This window comes from Streptomyces sp. NPDC048389, assembly GCF_040706335.1.
GTDB lineage: Bacteria > Actinomycetota > Actinomycetes > Streptomycetales > Streptomycetaceae > Streptomyces.
In genome coordinates this window covers 74,258-98,865 of sequence record NZ_JBEZKP010000005.1, presented here as the reverse complement: position 1 = coordinate 98,865, position 24,608 = coordinate 74,258, and the positions used below count along the sequence as shown (strand labels likewise).

The following is a 24,608-nucleotide window of genomic DNA, read 5'->3' as shown; positions in this document are numbered from 1 at the left end:
GACGTAGACGTGTCGTCGGGTACGTCAGCGCGCGGCGAACGGCTGGTCCGTACGGACGATCTCCTTGCCCAGCGGCATCAGCGAGACCGGGATCAGCTTGAAGTTGGCGATACCGAAGGGGATGCCGATGATCGTGAAGCAGAGAGCGATGCCCGTGACGATGTGGCCGAGCGCGAGCCACCAGCCGGCGAGGACCACCCACAGAACGTTGCCCACCAGCGAGGGGGCACCGGAGTCACGGCGCTCCACCGTCGTGTAGCCGAACGGCCAGAGGGCGTAGACACCGATCCTGAACGACGCCAGGCCGAACGGGATGCCGATGACGGTGATGCAGAGAATCACTCCTGCCAGCAGGTATCCCAGGAACAGCCAGAAGCCGCTCAGAACCAGCCATATGACGTTCAGAATTGTCTTCACGGACGAGGACCTGCCATCTGCTCGAGTCGGGCGATTCGTTCCGCCATGGGCGGATGGGTGGAGAACATCTTGGAGAGCCCGCGGCCGGGACCGAACGGGTTGGCGATCATCATGTGGCTCGCCGTCTCGAGCCGCGGCTCCGGGGGCAGCGGGAGCTGTTTCGTACCGGCGTCGAGTTTACGGAGAGCGCTGGCCAGTGCCAGTGGGTCGCCGGTCAGCTGGGAACCGGACGCGTCCGCCTCGTACTCCCTGGAGCGGCTGACGGCGAGTTGGATGACGGAGGCAGCCAACGGACCGAGGAGCATGATCAGCAGCATACCGACGAGGCCGGGCCCGTCGTCGTCGTCCGAGCGGCCGATGGGGATCAGCCAGGCGAAGTTCACCATGAACATCACCACGGAGGCGAGGGCGCCGGCTACCGACGAGATGAGGATGTCGCGGTTGTAGACATGGCTCAGTTCGTGGCCGATGACACCGCGCAACTCACGCTCGTCGAGGATCCGGAGGATGCCCTCGGTGCAGCAGACCGCCGCGTTGCGCGGATTGCGGCCGGTCGCGAACGCGTTGGGTGCCTGGGTGGGCGAGATGTAGAGGCGCGGCATGGGCTGGCGGGCAGCCGTGGAGAGCTCACGGACCGTGCGGTACAGCGCCGGGGCCTCGAACTCGCTGACCGGGCGGGCGCGCATGGCGCGAAGGGCCAGCTTGTCGCTGTTCCAGTAGGCGTACGCGTTGGTGCCGAGGGCCACGACGAGCGCGACGAGCAGTCCCGTCCGGCCGAAGAAGCTGCCGATGACGAGGATCAGTGCGGACAGTCCCCCGAGGAGTACGGCGGTCTTCAGCCCATTGTGCCGGCGGTGCACGGTACGCCCTCCAAATGGTGCGGCAGGGGACCCTTGGCGTGGTGGTGCTCCACTCTTCAGTGGACCCTTCTGTACTGGTCAACGCCAGGCGAAGGACACTGGTTCCCTTGCACGCCCGGGCCCCGGCACGGCCGCTCGGGTGAGCCTTCGGGCGTCGGCTCCCCCGGTCTTCGGCCCCGCCGCTCAGAACAGGCTGTTCGCGGCGAAGCGCAGGACCAATTGGGGGTAGCCGGACAGGACGACGCCGGCGACGGCGGTCAGGACCACGGCTGCGGTCACCGGGGCGGGGACACGCCTGCGGGCGGGCTCGACCGCTTCCGTCGGGACGGGCTCCCGTGCCTCCGCCGCGTGCGGGGCGCGGAAGAGGACCGCCGTCCACTTCAGGTAGTAGTAGAGGGCGATCACGACGTTGACGCCCATGACGACCGCCAGCCAGCCGAGACCCGCGTCCACGGCGGCGGAGAACACCATCACCTTGGCGAAGAGACCGATGATGCCCGGAGGCAGCCCGGCGAGGCAGAGCAGGAAGAAGCTGAGGGCCAGGGCGGTGAGAGGACGGGTCGCGTACAGCCCGCGGTAGTCGGAGATCCGGTTCAGCGGACGGGTACGGGCCACCACGGAGGCCACGGCGAAGGCGCCCAGGTTCACGACGGCGTACATCAGGGCGTACGCGACGGTGGCGCCGATCTGGTCGTCACTCGAGTACGCGGCGGCCGCGATCGGCACCAGCAGATATCCGGCCTGGCCCACGGAGGACCAGGCCAGCAGGCGTACGGCGCTGTACGCGCGGTCCGCGGACTGACGCAGCGCGGCGACGTTGCCGGCGGTCATGGTGAGGGCCGCCAGTACCGCGAGCGCGGGACCCCAGATGTCGGCGTATCCGGGGAACGCGATGACGGTCACCAGGATGAGACCCGTGAACCCGACGGCCTTCCCGACGACGGAGAGGTAGCCCGCGATCGGCAGGGGCGCGCCCACGTACGTGTCGGGCACCCAGAAGTGGAAGGGAACCGCCGCCGTTTTGAAGGCGAAGCCGACGAGGGTCAGCGCGACGCCCGCCTTGGCGAGCGTGTCCAGCTGGCCGGGCACGTCCTCGAGGCCGGCGGCGATCTGTGTGAGGTGGAGCGTGCCCGTCGCGGCGTACACGAAGCTGACACCGAGGAGTGTCACGGCCGTCGCAGTGACGGATGAGAGGAAGAACTTGAGGGCGGATTCGCTGGAGAGCCGGTCGCCACGCCTCAGGCCCACCAGTGCGAAGGCAGGCAGGGAAGCGACTTCGAGAGCGACGACGAGGGTGGCGAGGTCGCGGGAGGCGGGCAGCAGCGCCGCACCAGCCGCCGACGACAGCAGCAGGAACCAGAACTCGCCCGCCGGAAGCTTGTCCCGGGTGTCGGTGAGAGACAGCAGCGCGGTCAGCAGCGCCCCGCCGAGCACCAAGAACTGGATCACCAGTGTGAAGTGGTCGGCGGTGTAGCTGCAGACCTCCGGATTGCCGGTCAGACAGAACGTCGAACGGTCGCCCTGGCGCAGCGGTACGAGCGCGACGACGGAGGCGAGGAGCCCGGTGATGGCGACCGCCCCGAGCAGGGGCTTGCGCCGGTCGTCGAGGAAGAGGTCGGCCACGAGGCAGACCAGGGCGGCGGCCGCGACGATCGTGGGCGGCGCGATCGCCGCCCAGTCGACGGACTGGACGAGGCTGGTGACGCTCTCGGCTGCCACGGTCACGACTTGCCTCCTGCGAGGAGCTTCTGCACGGCCGGATCGGTGAGGCCGAGGAGGACCGCGGGCCACAGCCCGGCGATGACGGTGAGCGCCACCAGCGGGGTCCAGGCGGCGAACTCGTACGCACGGACGTCGGCGAACGGCTCGGGGCGCTGCTCGTCAGGACCCGGCTGAACCCGGGCACCCATGCACACACGGCGCACGACGACGAGGAGATACGCGGCCGTGAGCAGGGTGCCGAAGGCGCCGATCGCCATGAACGTGAGGAACGCCGGCCGGCTGAGCCCGGCGGCCGGGTCGAACGCCCCGAACAGGGCGAGCATCTCGCCCCAGAAACCGGCGAGCCCCGGCAATCCGAGCGAGGCGACCGCCGCGAAGGCGAGCAGCCCGCCGAGGCGCGGGGCGCGGCCGTACAGCGCGGCTCCCGTGGCACCTGCGAGGGTGTCGAGATCCGCGGTGCCGTAGCGGTCCTTGACCGCTCCGACCAGGAAGAACAGCAGGCCGGTGATGAGACCGTGGGCGATGTTGGCGAAGAGGGCGCCGTTCACACCGGTCGGTGTCATGGTCGCGATGCCGAGGAGCACGAACCCCATGTGGCCGACGGACGAGTAGGCGATCAGACGTTTCAGGTCACCGCCCGCGCCACGGCGGGCGAGGGCGAGGCAGGCGAGGGAGCCGTAGATGATGCCGACGACGGCGAAGGCGGCGAGGTAGGGCGCGAAGGTCCGCATACCGTCGGGCGCAATCGGCAGGACGATACGGACGAATCCGTATGTACCCATCTTCAGCAGCACGCCGGCGAGGAGGACCGAGCCGACGGTCGGCGCGGCGGTGTGGGCATCGGGCAGCCAGGTGTGCAGGGGCCACATCGGCGTCTTCACCGCAAGGCCGAGACCGATCGCCAGAACGGCGATGACCTGCACGGATGCAGTCAGCCCCCGGCCGTTGTCAGTGGCGAGTGCCACCATGTCGAATGTGCCGGCCGTCAGCCCGATGAGCAGGAGGCCGAGCAGCATGACCACGGAACCGAGCAGTGTGTAGAGGATGAACTTCCAGGCGGCCGGCTGCCTTGCCTCGCCGCCCCAGCGGGCGATGAGGAAGTACATCGGGATGAGCACCATCTCGAAGGCCAGGAAGAACAGCAGCAGGTCGAGGACGGCGAAGGTGGCCAGAGTGCCGGACTCGAGGACGAGCAGCAGCGCCACGAAGCCCTTCGGGGACGGGCCCGTGGGCATGTTGAAGTAGCTGTAGAGCGCGCAGAGGAAGGTCAGCAGCGCCGTAAGGACCAGAAGGGGGAGCGAGATGCCGTCGATGCCGAGGTGGATCCGCACGTCGAGTGCCGGGATCCAGCTGATGTCCGTCGTGGCCTGCATCGTCGACGGCCGGTCATGGTCGAAGCCGAGTGCGAGGACCACCACGGCCAGCAGGACCGCGCCGGTCACGGTCACACCGTGGCGCAGGACCGCCTGGTCGGGGCCGCTGCCGCGCAGCCCGGGAGGGGCGGGCAGCAGGGCGGCGGCAGCCCCGATGAGCGGGCCGACGACGGCGAACGCGAGAAGGAACTGCATCACGGACGCGCTGATATCGATCACGGCTCACGATCCGGCGTTGACGTTGGAAAGGACGACGGCGGCGATCGCCAGGACGACCGATCCGGCGAGCAGCACACTCAGATAGGTCTGGACGTTCCCGGTCTGGGCCCGCCGGACGGCCGTGCCGAGCCAGCGCGTGCCGGTGCCGGAGCCGCGTACGTAGGCGTCGACGACCTCGCGGTCCAGGAAACGGACGAGTTGGGCGCCTGCCCGGACGGGACGGACGAACAGGGCCGTGTAGAGGGCGTCGACGTGGAAGCCCGCTGCCGCGTGCCGGTGGAGCGGGCCGAGCAGCAGCCGAGCGGGGTCGGCCGGGTCGGGGGCGACCGCGATGCCGCCGTAGGCGGGGACGTGGGTGGCGATGGCTTCCGCCTCGGAGACTGCCGGTTCGGCTGCCGGGTGGGCGGCGACGGCACCGATCGGGGGACGGGCGGCGACCGCGGTGGAGTGCCGCCATGCCGCGTAGGTGACCAGCCCGCCGACGAGGGCCACACCGGTGCCCAGGACGGCGGTGGTCACGGTCGGGGTGAGCTCGTGGCCGTCGAACCAGCGGGGCAGACGGCCGGCGGTCAGTCCGAAGGCGAGCGAAGGGAGGGCGAGGACCCACAGCACGGTGGTCATGGAGAGCGGCTGGCGGCCGTGGTCCGGGGCCTCGGTGCCCCGGCCGCGGAAGGCCAGCAGCCACAGCCGGATCGCGTAGGCCGCGGTCAGCAGGGCGGTCAGCAGCGCGGCGACGAGAACGAACCAACCGGCCGCCGCGGGGGCGACGGCCGAGTCGCCGAGAGCGGTGTGCTCGGCGGCCACGAGGACGGCTTCCTTGGAGAAGAAGCCGGCGAAGGGAGGGATCGCGGCCAGCGCCAGCAGGGCGACGGTCATCGTCCAGTACGCGTCGGGGACGCGTTTGGCGAGGCCGCTCATACGGGACATGGCGGCGAGCGAGTTGGTGCCGGCGGCATGGATGATCACGCCGGCGGCGAGGAAGAGCAGCGCCTTGAACGCACCGTGGGACAGGAGGTGGAAGACGGCGGCGCCGCGGTCTCCGACCGCCAGGGCGCCGGACATGTAGCCGAGCTGCCCGATGGTCGAGTAGGCGAGGACCCGTTTGATGTCGTCCTGCGCGAGGGCGGCGAGCGCCGAGCCCACCATCGTCACGGCCGCCATCACGGCGAGCACGGTCATGGCGGCCACAGAGGCCGAGAAGAGAGGAAGGAGCCGGGCCACGAAGTAGATTCCGGCCGCGACCATGGTCGCGGCGTGGATCAGCGCGGAGACGGGGGTCGGGCCCGCCATCGCGTCGGGCAGCCAGGTGTGCAGCGGGAACTGGGCCGACTTGCCCGCCACACCGGCGAGGAGCAGGAGCGCGATGAGGGTGGGGTGCTCGATGGCGTCGGCGGCGACTGCGCCCAGGATCCCGGTGATCCGGAAGGTGCCCGCGTCGGCCGCGAGCGCGAACAGACCGATCAGAAAGGGGACATCGCCGAGCTTGGTGACCAGGAATGCCTTGAGGGAGGCGGCGCGGGCCTCGGGCGTCTCCCAGTAGTGGCCGACCAGGAAGTACGAGCAGATGCCCATGATCTCCCAGCCGACCAGCAGCACCATCAGGTCGCCGGAGTAGACGACGAGCAGCATGGCGGAGGTGAACAGCGAGACCAGCGCGGCGTACGAGGGGTAGCGCGGGTCGTCCCGCAGGTACCCCGTCGAGTAGATCTGCACACAGGAGGCGACGACCCCGACCAGGATCGCGGTGAGGACCGCGAAACCGTCGAGATGAAGCGCGAGATCGATCGGGACCGAGCCCGTCGGGGTGAGTTGTGTGGCGGCGTCGATCGCCTTGCCGCCGCCCTGGCGCACGGCGACGAGGACGGCGAGCACGGCCGCGGCCAGCGTCGGCAGCACGGCCAGCGGACGGACGAAACCGGGTGCGGTGCGACCGAGCAGCAGCCCGGCCACGGCGCCCAGGAACGGAAGGAGGGGTACGAGGACGGCGAGGGTCGCGGTGGTCACGTGGTGGCCTCGGCCTTCTCCTCGTGGTCTGCGGATGCGTCGTTGCCGTGGTCGGGGCCGTCGGATCCTTGTCCCGTTTCCGCGGTGTCGCGGAGACGGTCGACATCCGAGCTGCCGCGGTTGCGGTACACCATGAGCACGATCGCCAGGCCGATACCGATCTCCGCGGCGGCGACGGCGATCACGAAGAGGGTGAGCGCCTGCCCGGCGTGCAGGGTGTCACGCAGCCAGACGTCGAAGGCGACCAGGTTGAGGTTGACGGCGTTGAGCATCAGCTCGACCGACATCAGGACGAGGATCGCGTTGCGGCGGGCCAGCACCCCGTACAGCCCGACGCTGAAGAGGAGCGCGGCGAGCACTGCGGGATAGGCGAGGTGCATCAGCGGTTCCCCTCTCGGGACGGCCGGTCGGCCGACCGGTCCCGGACCGGCTCGTCCTTGTCCCTGCGGGACAGCACGATCGCGCCGATGAGGGCGGCGAGCAGCAGCACGGACAGTGCCTCGAACGGCAGCACCCAGTGCCGGAAGAGGATTTCACCGGCGACCTTGGTCGAGCCCTGGGCGGGCCCCTCCAGGTCGATCCAGGCGGTGCGGAAGGCGTCGACGACCACCCACACCAGGGAAGCCGCGGCCGCCGCCGCCACCGCGAGGGCGACCCACCGGTTGCCCGAATCGGCCTCCGGGGAGCGGCCGATGGGCGCCTTGGTGAGCATCAGACCGAACAGAAGGAGGACGACCACGGAACCGACGTAGATGAGGACCTGCACCCACGCGATGAACTCCGCGGTGAGCAGGAGGTACTCGACGGCGAGGCCACCGAGGGCCACGACCAGCCAGAGCGCGGCATGCACCAGTTGCCTGGTCGTGACCGTGATCACGGCCGCGCCGAGGGTCGCGATGCCCACGAGGACGAAGGCGATCTCGACTCCGGTCGGCGAGAGGAAGCCGTGCGTCGCGGCTGCGGCGAGCGTCATCCCTGACCTCCCTGTCCCGATACCGGGCCGCCCGTGTCCCCGGGACCGCTGTCGGGCGCAGGGCTGCTTCCGGGCTTCGGACCGCCGTCGGGCGCAGGGCTTCCGGCGGTCGGCGGCTCACTGCCGACCGGCGGGGTGCTCTCCGCCTGCGGAGCGCTTCCCGCCGCCTGAGCGGCAGCCAGCTTGTCCGCCGTCTTGCGAGCCGCGCCCAGCTCCTTCGGTTCCTCCGCGCCCGGGTCCAGCGCGGGCGGCGCGGGCACGGTCCACATCCACTCGCGGAGCTTGTCCCGCTCATGGGTGAGATCGCGGATGTCCGTCTCCGCGTACTCGAACTCGGGTGACCAGAAGAGCGCGTCGAAAGGACACACCTCGATGCAGATACCGCAGTACATGCAGAGGGAGAAGTCGATGGCGAACCGGTCGAGGACGTTGCGGCTGCGTTCGCGGCCACCGGGTGCCGCCGGCGGCACGGTCTCCTTGTGGGAGTCGATGTAGATGCACCAGTCGGGACACTCGCGGGCGCAGAGCATGCAGACCGTGCAGTTCTCCTCGAACAGGCCGATCACACCGCGCGAGCGGGGCGGGAGGTGGGGCTGGACGTCGGGGTACTGGGCGGTGACGGTCTTCTTCGTCATCGTGCGCAGGGTGACGGCCAGGCCCTTGGCGAGACCGGACCCTGGGATCGGGGACACGGCTAGATCACCACCTTGACGACGCCGGTGAGGGCGATCTGGGCGAGGGCGAGCGGGATGAGAACGGTCCAGGCGAGCTTCTGCAGCTGGTCCTCGCGCATCCGGGGATACGTCACCCGCAACCAGATGATGAGGAAGGCCAGCACAGCGGTCTTGAGCAGGGTCCACATCCAGCCGAGGCCGTCCGCGCCGAACGGGCCGTGCCAGCCGCCGAGGAAGAGGACGGTGGTGAGGCCGCACAGCACGACGATGCCCGCGTACTCGGCGAGGAGGAAGAGCGCGAAGCGCAGCCCCGTGTACTCGGTGTACGCGCCGAAGATGATCTCGGAGTCGGCGACGGGCATGTCGAACGGCGGGCGCTGCAGTTCGGCGAGGCCGGCGACGAAGAAGACGACGGCGCCCACGATCTGCCAGGGCAGCCACCACCACTCGAAGGCGTTCAGGATGCCGGGCAGCGAAACCGTCCCGGCCGCCATGGCGACGGAGGCGGCGGTCAGCAGCATCGGCAGCTCGTACGCGAGCAGCTGGGCGGCGGTGCGCAGGCCGCCCAGAAGGGAGAACTTGTTGGCCGACGCCCAGCCCGCCATGAGGGAGCCGAGCACACCGACGCCCATCACGGCGAGCACGAAGAAGATGCCGGCGTCGATGACCTGGCCGACGGCGCCTTCGCTCGGGCCGATCGGGATCACGACGAGGACAAGGAGGTAGGGAAGCAGCGCGACGGCGGGAGCGAGCTGGAAGACGCGGCGGTCGGCCTCGGCCGGGACCACGTCCTCCTTCTGTGCGAACTTCACGCCGTCGGCGACGAGTTGGGCCCAGCCGTGGAACCCACCGGCGTACATCGGGCCGAGGCGGCCCTGCATATGGGCCATCACCTTGTGCTCGGTCTGCCCGATGACCAGGGGGAAGACGAGGAACACGGCGAAGACCACGACGAGCCGGAGGGCGACGTCCAGTACGTCGTTCACGCGGGCTCGCCTCCGGCGGGTCGGTTCGGCTCGTCACCGGGTCCGTCGTCGGACCCGGGCTCGGGCCGGGTGGTTTCTGGTCGTGGAGCGCCACCCTCGGGTGCGGGGGCGTCGTCCGGTGCGGTGACGTCGTCCGGCCCGGGGGCGTCGCCCGGCCCGGGGGCGTCCGGTGCGGGGGCGTCGCCCGGCACAGGGGCCTCGGGCCCGGGGGCCCCGCCCCGTCCGGACCCCCCGGGTGCGGGGGCGTCGCCCGGCCCGGGGGCGTCGCCCGGTGCGGGGGCGTCCGGTTCCGGGGCCTCGGCGCCGGGCTCTGCCGGGCGGGTCTCACCGGTGGAGGCCGCGGAGCCGGGAGGGGTGTCGGTGAAGGCGGGGCGGGCGTGGTGCCACGGTGCGTCCGCGCTGCGCGGGCGCGCCTGCGTCCGCCCCGCGTCCGTCGAGCCCGACGGCCCGGCCGCCGCGTCCGCCGGCCCGGACGGAGCAGATGGCGCAGTCGGCGCGGGCGGCGTGGCGGCCTCGGTCTGGGACGCAGACCCTTCGCTCGCGCTGCGGGAACGGCGGGGAGCGGGGGGCGGGGTGGCGGCCTCCGCCTGGCTGGCCGAACCCTCGCTCGCGCTGCGGGAGCGGCGCGGGGTCGCCGGAGACTGGCTCGCCGACCCTTCGGAGACACTGCGGGTGCGGCGGGCCGGTCGTTCACCGGCGCCTGCCGCGCCTGCCGCGCCTGCACGCCCGCGCGCGGGCCGGGACGGGGCGGGCGGGAGCTGCCCCTTGAGGGGGCCCCACTCGTTCGGGTCCGGGACGCCCGGCGGCAGCATCTGGCGGCGCTTGGGCCCGCCGTGCTCGGACTCGCCCGGCTCCTTCGCGCCCGGCCACGCCTTGGCGACCCGTGCGGCCAGGACGAAGTCCTTGCGCAGCGGGTGGCCCTCGAAGCTCTCCGGCAGCAACAGCGGGGCCTGGTTCGGATGACCGGTGAAGTCGACGCCGAACATCTCGTGCGTCTCGCGTTCGTGCCAGCTCGCGCCCGCGTAGACGTCCACCGCCGACGGCAGCGAAGGCGCGGCGTGCGGAACGGTCGTACGGACCAGCAGCCGCCGGACCGCACGGCCCTCCAGCGACACGACGTGCGCGCACACGCGGAAGCCGGTGCCGGGCTCGTCCACGGCGCTGAGCCAGTCGAAGTAGGTGCAGCCCAGCTTGTCGCGGGCGGTCTCCAGCGCCACGATCCAGGACCCGGCGGGGACGTCGACCGTGAGGAGTTCGTACGTCCGCTCGGCCGTCGCTTCCTCGCCGAAGATCTCGGTGACGGCGTCGGGAAGGGTGTCGTAAGGGTGTGTGTTCACCGCTCCCCCTCCGTGCCGGGCGAGGCGGGCGGCGGCGGCGGCGGTGCGACGAGGCCGCTCTGCAATGCCGCTGTGGACGTCGTGGACTTCGTGGCCGTCGTGCGCGCGCCGGCAGCCTGGCCGGCATCGCCGCCGTGCCCGTAGCGCTCGCCCAGCGACTCGTGCGCGATCTTCTCCTGGAGCTTGAGGATGCCCTGGAGCAGTGCCTCCGGCCGGGGCGGGCAGCCGGGGACGTAGACGTCGACGGGGATGACCTGGTCGACGCCCTTGGTGACGGAGTACGAGTCCCAGTAAGGGCCGCCGCAGTTGGAGCACGCCCCGAACGAGATGACGTACTTGGGCTCGGGCATCTGCTCGTACAGCCGCTTCACCGCGGGAGCCATCTTGTCCGTCACCGTGCCGGACACGATCATCAGGTCCGCCTGGCGCGGCCCCGGCGCGAAGGGAATCACGCCGAGCCGGATGAAGTCGTGCCGGGCCATCGACGCGGCGATGAACTCGATGGCGCAGCAGGCGAGTCCGAAGTTGAAGACCCAGAGGCTGTACCGGCGGCCCCAGTTGAGGACCACCTTCATCGGTTCGGGGGCCAGCCGCGCCAGCGCGCCCAGTCGCCGCGGCTCCGGCAGGAGCTCCGGGGGCCGGGCCGGCACCTGGACCGAGTCCGGGTGGGGGTGAGGGTTCGGGGTCACGCCCATGTCAGGACCCCCTTCTTCCATGCGTAGAGCAGTCCCACGGCCAGGAAGCCGAGGAAGATGAACATCTCCACGAGGGTCGTCGCGCCGTAGCCGTCGGCGGCGAACACCGTCGCCCACGGGAAGAGGAAGATCGAGTCGATCGCGAAGATCACGTAGAGGAAGGCGTAGACGTAGTAGCGGACCTGGGTGTGCGCCCAGCCCTCGCCCACCGGGTCGACGCCGCACTCGTACGTGAGCAGTTTCTCCGGCGTCGGCGCGACCGGTCGCAGCAGCCGTCCGGCGGTGAACGCGACGGCGACGAACAGTACCCCGATCACCGCGAGCAGCCCGATGACGGAGTAGCCACGGAAGTATTCGGTCGCGAGCACGACCACGGTCGGATCCGGCACGTCCGTCCCCTCGCTCCCTGACCAGTCGCACGATCTGTACGCACGGGAGTCTAGGCCCTGCTAAAGAGAGCGTAAGCAGTCGTGTCGCGCATCGGGCGGCCCCAGTGGGGTTATCCCTACTCCGCCCCACCCATGTACCCCATGGCGTACGGCGTTCCGTCCCGGCAGGCTGGCGCTCATGACCGCGAGCATCACCGCCCCCGACGACGACCGGCCGCCTCCTGCGCGCTTCGCATTCGACCGCCACACGTGGAAGGAGATCGGGCATCTGCTCGCCAATCTGCCGGCCGCGCTGCTCGGTTTCGTCTACGTGACGCTCACCGTCACGACCAGCGCCGGACTCGCCGTCACAGCGGTCGGCCTGCCCCTGCTCGCCCTCGCGCTCATGGGTGCACGCCTGCTCGGACGGGGTGAACGGGCCCGGGCGCGTGCACTGCTCGGCGTACGGGTCGACGAGCCGAGCCCGCTGCCCGGCCGGGGTCGGGGGGACGGCCTGATCGCGTCGGTGTGGTCACGTCTGAAGGACCCGGTGGCCTGGCGCACGGTGCTGTACTCGGTCATCCGGCTGCCCTGGGGTGTCGTCACCTTCACCGTCACGACGGTGGGCCTGTTCGTGCTCTGGCCCGTGCTTCCCTTCATCGCACGCGGGCTGTCCAACGCGGACCGCGCCATGGTGCGGGGGCTGCTGTCGCCGTCCGACGAACTGGAACGACGCATCGCCGAATTGGAGTCGGACCGCGGGATCGTCGTCGACACGGCCGCGGCGGACCTGCGCCGTATCGAACGCGATCTCCACGACGGGGCGCAGGCCCGGCTCGTCGCGCTGGCGATGGGGCTCGGACTCGCGAAGGAGAAGCTCCTCGAGGACCCGGACGCGGCGGCGGTGATGGTGGACGAGGCGCACGGCGAGGTGAAACTCGCCCTCCAGGAGCTGCGTGACCTGGCAAGGGGCATCCACCCCGCCGTACTGACCGACCGCGGCCTCGACGCGGCCCTGTCGGCCGTCTCCTCCCGCTGCACGGCTCCGGTCACCGTCACGGTCGATCTGGACGAACGACCGGCAGCCGCGATCGAGGGCATCGCCTACTTCACCGTCTCCGAACTGCTCCAGAACATCAGCAAGCACGCACGCGCCACCCGCGCCTGCGTCGACGTCTGGCGCTCGCACGACCGACTGATGCTCCAGGTCGTCGACAACGGCCGGGGCGGCGCCGACACCACGGCCGGCAGCGGCCTGGCCGGCCTCACCGAACGCCTCAACGCCGTGGACGGCATCCTCGCCGTCGACTCGCCGGCGGGCGGCCCGACGACGGTCACGGCAGAGCTGCCGTGGCGCGCCCGTGAGGTCCAGGAGGCCCGGCGGGCCCACGGGCCGGGTGACGTACGCAAGACGCCCGGCGTCTGAACCCACTGCCCGCCTCGGACCCGCCCGCACCGGGACCGACGCCCGACACGCGGATACCCGACGCCCTGGCGCCGACGCCTGCCCCGCGCCGCGCCACGCGCTCACCGGTGCACCGCCGCCGCGCGCCCACGCCCGGAGCTCGGCGCGGATCGGCGAATCGGCTCCGGCCCGGCCCAGCCCGGCCCGGCCCGACCTTGCACGGTGGGGTAAACCCCCCGCCGAGACGGAGACCGCCCTCATGGTGCGGACCCCGTCGCCGCACCACGCTTGAGTCATGACAGCCCGCGTCTCAGAACAGTGCGCGTCCCACAACCAGCCCGCATCCCAGAACGGACGACCCTGATGGCCACGGATTACGGTTACGGTCCCCCGGCGGCCCGGCGGGAGCACTTCCTCCCTCCCGTCCTGCGCGCGCCCTTCGAAGGCCGCGCCTGGCGAGAGTTCGGCTACCTGGTGCTGAGCCTGCCGCTCGCCACCGCCGCCTTCGTCTTCGCCGTCACCATGACCTCGCTGGGCGCCGGACTGCTCGTCACGTTCCTGGGCATCCCGGTGTTCGCGCTCTCCCTGTCGATGCTGCGCGGCTACGGGGCACTGGAACGCGCTCGCGCCCGGGCGCTGCTCGGTGTGGACGTCGCCGGGCCGGAACCGGTTCGCGGCTCCGCGGGCGCCAGGACGAACGGCTTCTTCGCGTGGATGGCCGGCACTCTCAAGAGCGGGGCGTCGTGGCGCCACCTGTTGTACGCCCTGCTCCACTTCCCCTGGGCGGTCTTCGGGTTCTGTGTATCGGTGACCCTCTGGGCGACCGGCTGGTCGCTGCTGCTCTACCCGCTCTGGCAGTGGGTCTTCCCGATGTGGGCCGGCGTCGACGGCCTCCAGTTGTACGGGGACGGCACACGCAACCTCTATCTCGACACCCCGTTCGAGATCGCCGCGACGAGCGCCGTCGGGCTGGTGCTCACGATCACCACCCCGTGGGTGATGCGCGCTCTGACCGGTCTCGACCGGTTGCTGGTGACCGGGCTGCTCGGACCGTCCCGGCTGGCGACCCGCGTCGTGGAACTGGAGTCGGACCGCGGCGTCGTGGTGGACACGGCCGCGGCGGACCTGCGCCGTATCGAGCGCGATCTCCACGATGGGGCGCAGGCCCGGCTGGTGGCCCTGGCGATGGACCTCGGTCTCGCGAAGGAGAAGCTGGCCGAGGACCCGGAGGCAGCCGCCCGGATGGTCGACGAGGCGCACGGCGAGGTCAAGGTGGCTCTGCAGGAGCTGCGTGACCTGGCAAGGGGCATCCACCCCGCCGTACTGACCGACCGCGGCCTCGACGCGGCCCTGTCCGCCGTGGCCTCGCGGTGCGCCGTTCCCGTGACGGTGGAGGTGGACCTGGACCGACGGCCCGCGGCCGCGATCGAGGGCATCGCCTACTTCACCGTCTCCGAACTGCTCCAGAACATCAGCAAGCACGCACGCGCCACCCGCGCCTCCGTCGACGTCTGGCGCTCGCACGACCGACTGATGCTCCAGGTCGTCGACAACGGCCGGGGCGGCGCCGACACCACGGCCGGCACCGGCCTGGCCGGCCTCACCGAACGCCTCAACGCCGTGGACGGCATCCTCGCCGTCGACTCGCCGGCGGGCGGCCCGACGACGGTGACCGCCGAACTCCCCTGGCGCGGCTGACCGACGAGCACGCCTGCAAGGCCGAAGGCCGCACCCGGCCGCGACCTGCCCCGTCCGCGAACCCGGCGGCACGACCGCCACGCCGCAGCAACCCTGCCCCCCGCTCATGCGTCCCCCGAAGCGGTGACCGAAGCGGCGACCGAAGCGGCGACCGACGCAGCAACGCGGCGACCGGGAAAAACGCGGCACAGGCACGAGCGCACTCCGATCCTGCGATGCTGGAGGGCGCAGGGGTGAGAAGCGCGGAAACGCGCATCGGGGCAACAGGTCAACAGGGGGCTCAAGGCTGTGGAGGACAGGGTGCGGGTGGTCATCGCCGAGGATTCGGTACTGCTTCGGGAGGGCCTGACCCGGCTGCTGACCGACCGGGGGCACGACGTGGTCGCCGGGGTGGGGGACGCCGTGGCGCTGATCAAGACGATCGGCGATCTGGCGGCGCAGGACGCGCTGCCGGACGTGGTGGTCGCCGACGTCCGGATGCCGCCGACGCACACGGACGAGGGTGTGCGGGCGGCGGTGCAGCTCCGCCGGGAGCATCCCGGCGTCGGGGTGCTGGTCCTGTCGCAGTACGTGGAGGAGCAGTACGCCACGGAACTGCTGGCCGGCAGCACCCGGGGCGTGGGCTACCTGCTCAAGGACCGGGTGGCGGAAGTGCGGGAGTTCGTCGACGCCGTGGTGCGGGTCGCGCAGGGCGGTACTGCCCTGGACCCCGAGGTCGTCGCGCAGCTGCTGGGCCGCAGCCGCAAGCAGGATGTGCTGGCCGGGCTCACTCCCCGTGAGCGCGAAGTGCTCGGTCTGATGGCCGAGGGCCGGACGAACTCGGCGATCGCGAAGCAGCTGGTGGTGAGCGACGGGGCGGTGGAGAAGCATGTCAGCAACATCTTCCTGAAACTCGGGCTCTCGCCCAGCGACGGGGACCACCGGCGCGTACTCGCGGTGCTGACGTACCTCAATTCGTGAGCGACCTGACGGACTCGTCCGCATCGTGAGCGGCCGGGTGGACGCCACGTCCCGATCGGGGAGAGCGGCCGGGCGGCGGACACGCCGGCGGCACGCCGACATGCTGCCGGAGCCCGGTCGGCACGGCGGGCGCGGGACCCCAAGCCCGGGACCGGGAAAGGAGCGGGGCGTGTCCGTCCCGGAGGGCCCGGGGACAAGGAAAAGCGCGACGCATCAGGGCGCCACGGCGTCCCACAACGAGGTCCGACATGTGAGCGGTCCGGGGAAGGCAACACTTACGGTCGTAGGGTTGCCAGTGGGTCGGCCGGTCGGCCGGTCGGGCCCGAGGAACCGCCTCGAGGGAGGTCCAGTTCAGTGACCAGCCAGGTCAGTAGCCCGGCCGAAGAGGCCGATGAGGTCAACGGGTCCGATGAGGCCCTCGTCGGTGAGCAGCGCAGGCGCGCCGGCGAGAAGGAGATCCGCCGCCTGGACCGGGTGATCATCCGCTTCGCGGGTGACTCCGGTGACGGTATGCAGCTCACGGGTGACAGGTTCACCTCGGAGACGGCGTCGTTCGGCAACGACCTCTCCACTCTTCCGAACTTTCCAGCCGAGATCCGGGCGCCCGCCGGCACTCTGCCCGGCGTCTCCAGCTTCCAGCTGCACTTCGCCGACCACGACATCCTCACGCCGGGCGACGCGCCGAACGTCCTGGTCGCGATGAACCCGGCGGCCCTGAAGGCGAACATCGCCGATGTGCCGCGCGGCGGCGAGATCATCGTCAACACCGACGAGTTCGCCAAGCGCGCCATGGCGAAGGTCGGGTACGAGACCTCTCCGCTGGAGGACGGGTCGCTGGACGGCTACCGCGTTCATCCGGTGCCGCTGACGACGCTGACGATCGAGGCGCTGAAGGACTTCGACCTGTCCCGCAAGGAGGCCGGCCGCAGCAAGAACATGTTCGCGCTGGGGCTGCTGAGCTGGATGTACCACCGGCCCACGGAGGGTACGGAGAACTTCCTGCGGCAGAAGTTCGCCAAGAAGCCGAACATCGCCGAGGCGAACATCGCGGCCTTCCGGGCCGGATGGAACTTCGGCGAGACGACGGAGGACTTCGCGGTCTCGTACGAGGTCGCCCCGGCGAGCACGGCCTTCCCGACGGGCACGTACCGCAACATCTCGGGGAACCTGGCCCTGTCGTACGGCCTGATCGCGGCGAGCAAGCAGGCGGATCTGCCGCTCTACCTGGGCTCGTACCCGATCACCCCGGCCTCCGACATCCTGCACGAACTGGCGAAGCACAAGAACTTCGGTGTGCGGACCTTCCAGGCCGAGGACGAGATCGCCGGGATCGGCGCGGCGCTCGGTGCCGCGTTCGGTGGCTCTCTCGCCGTCACGACGACCTCGGGTCCCGGTGTGGCGCTGAAGTCGGAGACCATCGGGCTCGCGGTCTCGCTCGAGCTTCCGCTGCTGGTGGTCGACATCCAGCGCGGCGGCCCGTCGACCGGTCTGCCGACCAAGACGGAGCAGGCGGATCTGCTGCAGGCGATGTACGGCCGCAACGGTGAGGCGCCCGTGCCGGTCGTCGCGCCGCGCACCCCCGCGGACTGCTTCGACGCCGCCCTGGACGCGGCGAGGATCGCGCTGGCCTACCGCACGCCCGTGTTCCTGCTGTCCGACGGCTATCTCGCCAACGGCTCCGAGCCGTGGCGGGTCCCGGACATCGACGACCTGCCCCACCTGCGGGTGCAGTTCGCGACCGGCCCCAACCACGAACTGGCCGACGGCACCGAGGTCTTCTGGCCCTACAAGCGCGACCCGCAGACCCTCGCCCGCCCTTGGGCGGTGCCCGGCACTCCGGGCCTCGAGCACCGTGTCGGCGGCATCGAGAAGCAGGACGGCACGGGCAACATCTCCTACGACCCGGCCAACCACGACTTCATGGTCCGCACCCGCCAGGCGAAGATCGACGGTATCGAGGTGCCGGAGATCGAGGTCGACGACCCGGACGGGGCGCGGACGCTCGTCCTCGGCTGGGGTTCCACGTACGGGCCGATCACCGCGGCCGTACGCCGGCTGCGCGCCGCGGGCATCCCGATCGCCCAGGCCCATCTGCGCCACCTCAACCCGTTCCCGAAGAACCTCGGCACGGTGCTGAAGCAGTACGACAAGGTCGTCATTCCCGAGATGAACCTCGGCCAGCTCGCCACCCTCGTCCGGGCGCGGTACCTGGTCGACGCACAGTCGTTCAACCAGGTCAACGGTATGCCGTTCAAGGCGGAGCAGCTCGCCGGAGTTCTCAAGGAGGCCATCGATGAGTGAGGCGCTCAAGCTCGTGCCCAAGGCCGAGGCCAAGCAGTCGATGAAGGACTTCAAGTCCGACCAGGAAGTGCGCTGGTGCCCCGGCTGCGGCGACTACGCCGTCCTGGCCGCCGTGCAGGGCTTCATGCCCGAACTGGGGCTGGCGAAGGAGAACATCGTCTTCGTCTCGGGCATCGGCTGCTCGTCCCGCTTCCCGTACTACATGAACACCTACGGGATGCACTCCATCCACGGCCGTGCGCCCGCCATCGCGACCGGGCTCGCCTCGTCCAGGCGCGACCTGTCGGTGTGGGTCGTCACCGGGGACGGCGACGCGCTGTCCATCGGTGGAAATCATCTGATCCACGCCCTGCGCCGCAATGTCAATCTGAAGATCCTGCTGTTCAACAACCGTATCTACGGACTCACCAAGGGCCAGTACAGCCCCACCTCCGAGGTCGGCAAGATCACGAAATCGACGCCGCTGGGCTCCCTCGACGCGCCCTTCAATCCGGTGTCGCTGGCGCTGGGCGCCGAGGCGTCGTTCGTCGCCCGTACCGTCGACTCCGATCGCAAGCACCTCACGGAGGTGCTCCGCCGGGCGGCCGACCACCAGGGCACGGCGCTCGTGGAGATCTACCAGAACTGCAACATCTTCAACGACGGCGCCTTCGAGGTCCTCAAGGACAACGCGCAGGCGCAGGAGGCCGTCATCCGGCTCGAGCACGGGCAGCCGATCCGCTTCGGCGCGGACGGCGCGAAGGGCGTCGTGCGGGACCCGTCCACCGGCGACCTCCAGGTCGTCGAGGTCACGCCGGAGAACGCGTCCCGCGTCCTCGTCCACGACGCGCACTCCACGTCCCCGACCACGGCCTTCGCGCTCTCGCGGCTGGCCGACGCGGACACCCTGCACCACACCCCCATCGGTGTGCTGCGCAGCGTCGAGCGCCCCGTCTACGACACGCTCATGGCCGACCAGCTGGACGCGGCGGTCGAACGGGACGGCAAGGGCGACCTCGCCGCGCTGCTCGCCGGCAACGACACCTGGACGGTCGTCGGCTGAGACCCGGTCCAGCGGCGGTGAGGGGAGGCTCCGGCCTCCCCTCACCGCTGTCCGGGGCGATCTGGATCACTCCGGGACTGCTCCGGGACCGCTCCGGGACCGCTCCGGCACCCACCACGATCCGTCATGACCGTATGGCGATACGGGCATGACATCCGTCCTCGCCGGGCGTACCTTGAGGAAACGCGCGGGCGCAGGACGGGAGGGCCAGTGAAGTCGGAGAAAGAACAGCGGGCCGGGCTGCTGTACGGGATCGGTGCCTACGGAATGTGGGGCCTGGTCCCTCTTTTCTGGCCGTTGCTCAAGCCGTCCGGCGCCATGGAGATCCTCGCCCACCGGATGGTGTGGTCCCTGGCGCTCGTGGCCGTCGCGCTCCTGGCGCTGAGGCGCTGGGGCTGGGTGCGGGAACTGGTACGCCGGCCCCGCAAACTGGGGCTCATCGCAGTCGCCGCCACGGTGATCACCGTCAACTGGGGCCTCTACATCTGGTCCGTGAACTCGGGCCATGTCGTCGAGGCGTCCCTCGGCTACTTCATCAATCCGCTGGTCACCATCGCGATGGGCGTACTGCTCCTGAAGGAACGGCTCCGCCCCGCGCAGTGGGCGGCCGTCGGCATCGGCCTCGCCGCCGTCCTGGTGCTGGCCATCGGCTACGGGCAGCCGCCGTGGATCTCGCTGACGCTCGCGTTCTCCTTCGCCACGTACGGGCTGGTGAAGAAGAAGGTCAACATCGGCGGTCTGGAGTCACTGGCCGCGGAGACCGCCATCCAGTTCCTCCCGGCGCTGGCGTTCCTGGTCTGGCTGGGCGCGAACGGCACCGGCACCTTCGGCGGGCAGGGAGCCGGACACGCCGCCCTGCTCGCCGCGACCGGTCTGGTGACGGCCGTGCCGCTCGTCTGCTTCGGTGCGGCGGCGATACGGGTGCCGCTCTCCACCCTGGGGTTGCTGCAGTACCTGGCCCCGGTGTTCCAGTTCCTGCTCGGCGTCCTCTACTTCCACGAGGCGATGCCCGCGGAACGCTGGGCGGGCTTCGCCCTGGTGTGGCTGGCTCTGACCTGCCTGACCTGGGACGCCCTGCGCACGGCGCGCCGCAACAAGGCGGAGGCCCTGCGGCTGGCGGCCTTGGCGACGGCCTCCGGCCCGCAGCCGGCGGCGGCCACGCCCGCGGCGGCGATGCCCGAGACCGGCACCGTCAGGCAGACCGGCACCGCCACGCGAACCGGCACCACCCCGTCGCAGACCGGCGCTGTCGACGAGGCGCGCCGCATCGGGCCGCAGGCCGTTACCGCACCCCAGACCGGCACCACGCCGCTGACCGGCGCCGTAGGGCAGGAACCGGCCGCGGGCACCGGACGTGCCGCGCAGGAGGCCGGGCCGACGGCCTGACCGCCACAGCCGGCACGGTCACCGCCCCCGGTGTCCGCGCGTCGCGGAGGGCGGCTCCCACTCCCTGTGGCACCACACGGCCGGGGCAGGGGTGGCGCCCTCACCGCTCCGGAGGAAGCGGCGCCCCAGTGAAGCGGCGGACCGGGCGGGAGCCGAGCGCGTCCGCTCGTCCGGGCACGTCTGCGTGCTCGGAGCCGGTCCGGTCGGAGGTGCCACGGTCCGGCACGGTGAAGTCCCCGGACGACACGTGGCGCTTCCCGATCCGACCCCGCCCTACCAGGACCCCGGCACAGCGGACGGGACGGCCCTCCGACGCGGTTACCAGCGTCTCGTCCGTGTACGCGGCGTGCAGCCGCTCGGGGGAGTCCTCGGGGTGATCCACCAACTCCCATTCCCGCGTCGGGCTGTCGGGCTGTCGGACTGTCGGACTGTCGGACTGTCGGGCTGTCGGGCACGCGCTGCACCAGCGCGGGACGAGCCGGTGACGGGGGTGTTGCTCACGGCGTCATGCCACGCGGAGGCATCGGCGGTCACCTTGTCGGCAAGCGCCTCGGCGGCTCCGGCCCATGGGGCACTTCGGTCACGCCGTCTCTCCTTGCAAGGCGTCGGCCATGGCCTCATGAGCTGGACACCGGCTCTGACAGCGAGCCAGTGCCGTTGACCGTTGGGGTTCACCTCGAAGAGCACCCAGCGTCCGTCCGGCGTGACGGCAAAGTCCAGCGCAGTGCACCCGAGCAAGCACCGAGCGGCGAGCACGCCGAGCACGGACCGGCTCGCGGTTCTCGTACACCTGGTGGTGTTCCTCGCAGCGGCCACGCTGTGTCGCCGGTCGGGGACGGTCGATATGAGCGCAGAGAGCCGGACGCACCGCACACCCCGAAGGGTCTCGGTGCAGATGGTCCCCGCGAGCGGTCCTCGGGGTGCTGGACATCATCCCCTCTGTGAGGACGGACGGGTACTCGCCACCGGGCGTGAACAGGGCCGATGCCACCATGCCGGCACTCCGGAACCGCCGGAACGGAGTGTCGGGAGACCCGGAGGGCAAGAGTCCCGCGTGCAGCCGGTCCGTTATACGAACAGAAGTGACCGATTTCCGCCCTTGACGCTGCGTCAGACCGTCCTCGAACATCAGCACGCACAACGCACGTGCACACGCATCACGTTCGACCTCCTGCTCCAGCGCCCGGGGTCAGCAGTCCCGGGGCGTTCACGCACGTTCCGTCCTGTCCCCGTACGGAATTCCGGAGCCCCCACATGAAACTCTCCGTTCCCAGACGTGTCCCCGCGGTCGCCGTGTTCGCCCTGGCCGGGCTGCTCGCGACCGCCGCGCCCGCGGCGTCGGCCGACCCCGCCGACGTACGGCCGGCGCCGGTGTCGGCACTCGCCGCACCGGACATACCCCTCGCCAACGTCAAGGCGCACCTCGACCGGTTCCAGTCCATAGCCGGTTCCAACGGCGGCAATCGCGCCCACGGCCGACCCGGTTACAAGGCTTCGATCGACTACGTGAAGGCCCAGCTGGACGCCGCCGGATTCACCACGTCCGTCCAGCAGTTCACCTACAACGGCACCACCGGCTACAACCTGACAGCCGACTGGCCGGGCGGTGACGTGAACCAGACCGTGATGGCCGGCGCCCATCTGGACTCGGTCAGCTCCGGCGCCGGGATCAACGACAACGGCTCGGGCTCCGCCGCCGTACTGGAGGCGGCACTCGCCGTCTCCCGTGCCCAGCTGCAGCCCACCAAGCATCTGCGCTTCGGCTGGTGGGGCGCGGAGGAACTGGGCCTGGTCGGCTCCCGGTACTACGTCAACAACCTCTCCGGGACCGAGCGTTCACGCATCGCGGGCTATCTGAACTTCGACATGATCGGCTCGCCCAACCCGGGCTACTTCGTCTATGACGACGACCCGGTGATCGAGCAGACCTTCAAGGGCTACTTCGCCGGCCTCGGTGTCCCCACCGAGATCGAGACCGAGGGCGACGGCCGCTCCGACCACGCGTCGTTCAAGAACGTCGGCATACCGGTCGGCGGTCTGTTCACCGGCGCCAGCCGCACGAAGACCAGCGCCCAGGCCCAGAAGTGGGGCGGCACGGCCGGTCAGGCGTTCGACCGCTGCTACCACTCGTCGTGCGACACCACGGCCAACATCAACGACACCGCCCTTGACCGCAACAGCGACGCGATCGCCCACGCGATCTGGACGCTCTCCGCGGGCGACACGACCGAGCCGCCCGGCGACGTCTACGAGAACACCACCGACGTCGCCGTCCCCGACGCCGGGGCCGCGGTGACCTCCACGGTGACGGTCTCCGGCCGCAGCGGCAACGCCCCCGCCGCGCTCAAGGTCGGCGTGGACATCAAGCACACCTGGCGCGGCGACCTCGTGGTGGACCTGGTGGCCCCGGACGGCACGGCGTACCGGCTGAAGAGCTCGAGCGGGAGCGACTCGGCGGACAACGTCATCGCCACGTACACCGTCGACGCGTCCGCAGAGACGGCGAACGGCGCCTGGAAGCTGCGCGTCCAGGACGTGGCGCGCTACGACACGGGCTACATCGACAGCTGGAAGCTGACCTTCTAGGCACGCTCCGCACCCCGCCGTCGGCTCCTCGAAGGAACCGACGGCGGGTTCGCGATGTCAGGAGACCGCCCCGGCGACTGCGACCGCCACCAGCCCGGCTGCGGCCAGCGACAGGGACGCCTGGGTGCAACGATGTTTGTACCAAGCGATCCTGGACATGGTGACCAGCTGTCTGCTGAGCGCCGGCAACGGATCGGCGCTACGCAGCATCTGCGCCAACTCCTCCGGCTCCAGCGCGCGGACATGACCGAAGTAGATGAAGTCGGGCGTCGGATGCCGGGCCGTCCGGTCGACCCTCATGCGGGGCGTGACCGCCAGAACGGCGAACAGCGCGGCGGCCCCCAACAGGACCGCCCCCGTGGCCAGGAGGGCCGAGGAGCCGGACGGGGGGCCGCTGGACGACAGGGGCGCTCCGGAGTGGAGGGCGGCTGTCAGTGCGAGAGCCGCCGATTCGAGTGTCAGGGCGAAAGCGGCCTTGACATCCACCTTTCCCGTCCAGTCGATGAGCGCGGCGTGAATGCGCCACGCTGTCTCCTGCCCGTACCGGTCGGCCCCGTCCGTCACACGCGTATCGGGTGGCGAGGGGACCGGAGGCACTCCATCCGTATTATTCGATCGTCTGGGCGAAGAATGCGCTAAGGAATCGGACATGCGTTCCTCCATGATGGCGCCACTGCTTCTTCTTCGGTTCTATCCCGCTCCCCGCCGGATTGTCTGCCGCATTCGACACACATCAACACGCCTGCTGCATAGACTGGTTCGGCTGCGGCAAGGGTTACGGGGGAGGACCTTTTCGTGCCAGGGGAGCAATTCGAGAACGACCGCCACACGGCGTACGAGCCCTTCACTCCCGACGAACTGCTGCTCTTCCGTGGCGCCGGCCGGGTCCGTACCTGGGAGCGTGGCGACTCGCTGATGCGCGAGGGCGGCAGGCCGGACCACATCGTCCTCATACTGAGCGGACTGGCCAAGGTCACCGCCGAGTCCGACAACGGCTACACCAGCGTGCTCGCTCTGCGTGGCCCCGGTGAACTCGTCGGCGAGCTCTCCTGCCTCGACGGCACCGAGCGCTCCGCGACGGTGACCGCCCTCGAGCACCTCTCGGGAGTGGTCGTCGGCAGTGAGGCGTTCCAGCGGCTTCTGGAGCAGCACGCAACGCTGACGCTGGCCGTCCTGCGCAGCGTTGTGGCCCGGCTCAGGGATTCGGACAGCCTGCGTACCCAGCAGGGCGCCCGCTCCTCCCGTTCCATGCTCGCCCGGGTCCTGCTGGACACCGCCGTGCGGCACGGCGTGGCCGTCGACGAACCGGCCGGCGCACTCGAGGTGCGGATGAACCAGCAGGAACTCGCGGGCGCCGCAGGCGTCTCGCGAGAGTCCGTGGTGCGCTCACTGCGTGCGATGCACGCGGCCGGCCTTGTCACCACCAGGCGTGGCCGTACCTGTGTCCTCGACCTCACCGGCGTACGTCGCTGGGCCGAGGAATGACCCCGGGCGGCGTTCACGGCGCCGAATGCGTCATCTGACGCTGTACGGGCGCCCGGCTCCCGGATACCCATGACGTCGGACGCCGTGGACCACCGGCCACGGGGACGGTGGTCCACG

Annotated in this window: 21 protein-coding genes; 8 read left to right on the top strand and 13 right to left on the bottom strand. The window is 70.7% G+C overall.

Annotated elements, in window-relative coordinates; all coding sequences use genetic code 11:
* Positions 1–24: 24 nt before the first annotated feature.
* From AB0903_RS05835 to AB0903_RS05780, 12 genes are all read right to left on the bottom strand, one after another.
* Positions 25–417: a YccF domain-containing protein gene (locus AB0903_RS05835; RefSeq protein ID WP_366699380.1), complete on the bottom strand. Its 393-nt coding sequence runs from the start codon at positions 415–417 to the stop codon at positions 25–27.
* Entirely contained in the window at positions 414–1,277 is an 864-nt protein-coding gene (gene htpX, locus AB0903_RS05830; protein WP_366699378.1) for a zinc metalloprotease HtpX, read from the bottom strand. The genes AB0903_RS05835 and htpX overlap by 4 nt, the downstream gene beginning before the upstream one ends.
* A gap of 183 nt (positions 1,278–1,460) precedes the next feature.
* The gene (locus AB0903_RS05825) at positions 1,461–3,002 is read right to left on the bottom strand and encodes an NADH-quinone oxidoreductase subunit N (RefSeq protein ID WP_366699376.1); all 1,542 of its coding nucleotides are present in this window, start codon (positions 3,000–3,002) and stop codon (positions 1,461–1,463) included.
* Complete coding sequence (locus AB0903_RS05820) at positions 2,999–4,567, bottom strand: NADH-quinone oxidoreductase subunit M (protein ID WP_366699586.1); 1,569 nt, start codon at positions 4,565–4,567, stop codon at positions 2,999–3,001. The genes AB0903_RS05825 and AB0903_RS05820 overlap by 4 nt, the downstream gene beginning before the upstream one ends.
* 27 nt (positions 4,568–4,594) lie before the next feature.
* Positions 4,595–6,595 carry an NADH-quinone oxidoreductase subunit L gene (locus tag AB0903_RS05815; protein ID WP_366699374.1) on the bottom strand — a complete coding sequence of 667 codons (2,001 nt, stop codon included), beginning with the start codon at positions 6,593–6,595 and terminating at the stop codon, positions 4,595–4,597.
* Positions 6,592–6,975, bottom strand: a complete 384-nt coding sequence (nuoK, locus tag AB0903_RS05810; protein ID WP_366699372.1) for an NADH-quinone oxidoreductase subunit NuoK — start codon at positions 6,973–6,975, stop codon at positions 6,592–6,594. The genes AB0903_RS05815 and nuoK overlap by 4 nt, the downstream gene beginning before the upstream one ends.
* Entirely contained in the window at positions 6,975–7,568 is a 594-nt protein-coding gene (locus AB0903_RS05805) for an NADH-quinone oxidoreductase subunit J (protein WP_366699370.1), read from the bottom strand. The genes nuoK and AB0903_RS05805 overlap by 1 nt, the downstream gene beginning before the upstream one ends.
* Complete coding sequence (locus AB0903_RS05800) at positions 7,565–8,260, bottom strand: NADH-quinone oxidoreductase subunit I (RefSeq protein WP_366699368.1); 696 nt, start codon at positions 8,258–8,260, stop codon at positions 7,565–7,567. Before AB0903_RS05800 ends, AB0903_RS05805 begins: the two co-directional genes overlap by 4 nt.
* 2 nt (positions 8,261–8,262) lie before the next feature.
* Positions 8,263–9,228 carry a complex I subunit 1 family protein gene (locus AB0903_RS05795; protein WP_366699366.1) on the bottom strand — a complete coding sequence of 322 codons (966 nt, stop codon included), beginning with the start codon at positions 9,226–9,228 and terminating at the stop codon, positions 8,263–8,265.
* Positions 9,225–10,565 (bottom strand): NADH-quinone oxidoreductase subunit C, encoded by a 1,341-nt coding sequence (locus tag AB0903_RS05790; RefSeq protein ID WP_366699364.1) that lies wholly within the window; start codon positions 10,563–10,565, stop codon positions 9,225–9,227. The genes AB0903_RS05795 and AB0903_RS05790 overlap by 4 nt, the downstream gene beginning before the upstream one ends.
* Positions 10,562–11,260 (bottom strand): NADH-quinone oxidoreductase subunit B family protein, encoded by a 699-nt coding sequence (locus AB0903_RS05785; RefSeq protein WP_366699363.1) that lies wholly within the window; start codon positions 11,258–11,260, stop codon positions 10,562–10,564. Before AB0903_RS05785 ends, AB0903_RS05790 begins: the two co-directional genes overlap by 4 nt.
* Positions 11,251–11,649 (bottom strand): NADH-quinone oxidoreductase subunit A, encoded by a 399-nt coding sequence (locus AB0903_RS05780; RefSeq protein ID WP_366699361.1) that lies wholly within the window; start codon positions 11,647–11,649, stop codon positions 11,251–11,253. The genes AB0903_RS05785 and AB0903_RS05780 overlap by 10 nt, the downstream gene beginning before the upstream one ends.
* 178 nt (positions 11,650–11,827) lie before the next feature.
* On the opposite strand from AB0903_RS05780, the gene AB0903_RS05775 reads away from it, so the two are divergent.
* The 7 genes from AB0903_RS05775 to AB0903_RS05745 all read left to right on the top strand — a co-directional run bounded on the left by AB0903_RS05775 (position 11,828) and on the right by AB0903_RS05745 (position 23,006).
* Positions 11,828–13,054, top strand: coding sequence for a sensor domain-containing protein (locus AB0903_RS05775; RefSeq protein ID WP_366699359.1), 1,227 nt, complete (start codon positions 11,828–11,830; stop codon positions 13,052–13,054).
* Positions 13,055–13,396: 342 nt separating this feature from the next.
* Positions 13,397–14,731 carry a sensor domain-containing protein gene (locus tag AB0903_RS05770; protein WP_366699357.1) on the top strand — a complete coding sequence of 445 codons (1,335 nt, stop codon included), beginning with the start codon at positions 13,397–13,399 and terminating at the stop codon, positions 14,729–14,731.
* 300 nt (positions 14,732–15,031) lie between these two features.
* Positions 15,032–15,691 (top strand): response regulator transcription factor, encoded by a 660-nt coding sequence (locus AB0903_RS05765; RefSeq protein WP_366699584.1) that lies wholly within the window; start codon positions 15,032–15,034, stop codon positions 15,689–15,691.
* 354 nt (positions 15,692–16,045) lie between these two features.
* Complete coding sequence (locus tag AB0903_RS05760; RefSeq protein ID WP_366699356.1) at positions 16,046–17,992, top strand: 2-oxoacid:acceptor oxidoreductase subunit alpha; 1,947 nt, start codon at positions 16,046–16,048, stop codon at positions 17,990–17,992.
* Positions 17,985–19,034, top strand: coding sequence for a 2-oxoacid:ferredoxin oxidoreductase subunit beta (locus AB0903_RS05755; RefSeq protein ID WP_366699355.1), 1,050 nt, complete (start codon positions 17,985–17,987; stop codon positions 19,032–19,034). The genes AB0903_RS05760 and AB0903_RS05755 overlap by 8 nt, the downstream gene beginning before the upstream one ends.
* Positions 19,035–19,244: 210 nt before the next feature.
* A complete protein-coding gene (gene rarD / locus AB0903_RS05750) occupies positions 19,245–20,420 on the top strand; it encodes an EamA family transporter RarD (RefSeq protein WP_366699354.1) in 1,176 nt (391 codons plus the stop codon).
* 1,254 nt (positions 20,421–21,674) lie between these two features.
* Positions 21,675–23,006: a M28 family metallopeptidase gene (locus AB0903_RS05745; RefSeq protein WP_366699352.1), complete on the top strand. Its 1,332-nt coding sequence runs from the start codon at positions 21,675–21,677 to the stop codon at positions 23,004–23,006.
* 57 nt (positions 23,007–23,063) lie between these two features.
* On the opposite strand, the gene AB0903_RS05740 is transcribed toward AB0903_RS05745, so the two are convergent.
* Positions 23,064–23,570, bottom strand: coding sequence for a Pycsar system effector family protein (locus AB0903_RS05740; protein WP_366699350.1), 507 nt, complete (start codon positions 23,568–23,570; stop codon positions 23,064–23,066).
* Positions 23,571–23,801: 231 nt separating this feature from the next.
* Between AB0903_RS05740 and AB0903_RS05735 the strand changes: the two genes are divergently transcribed.
* Complete coding sequence (locus AB0903_RS05735) at positions 23,802–24,491, top strand: Crp/Fnr family transcriptional regulator (protein WP_366699348.1); 690 nt, start codon at positions 23,802–23,804, stop codon at positions 24,489–24,491.
* The last annotated feature ends 117 nt before the right edge of the window (positions 24,492–24,608 follow it).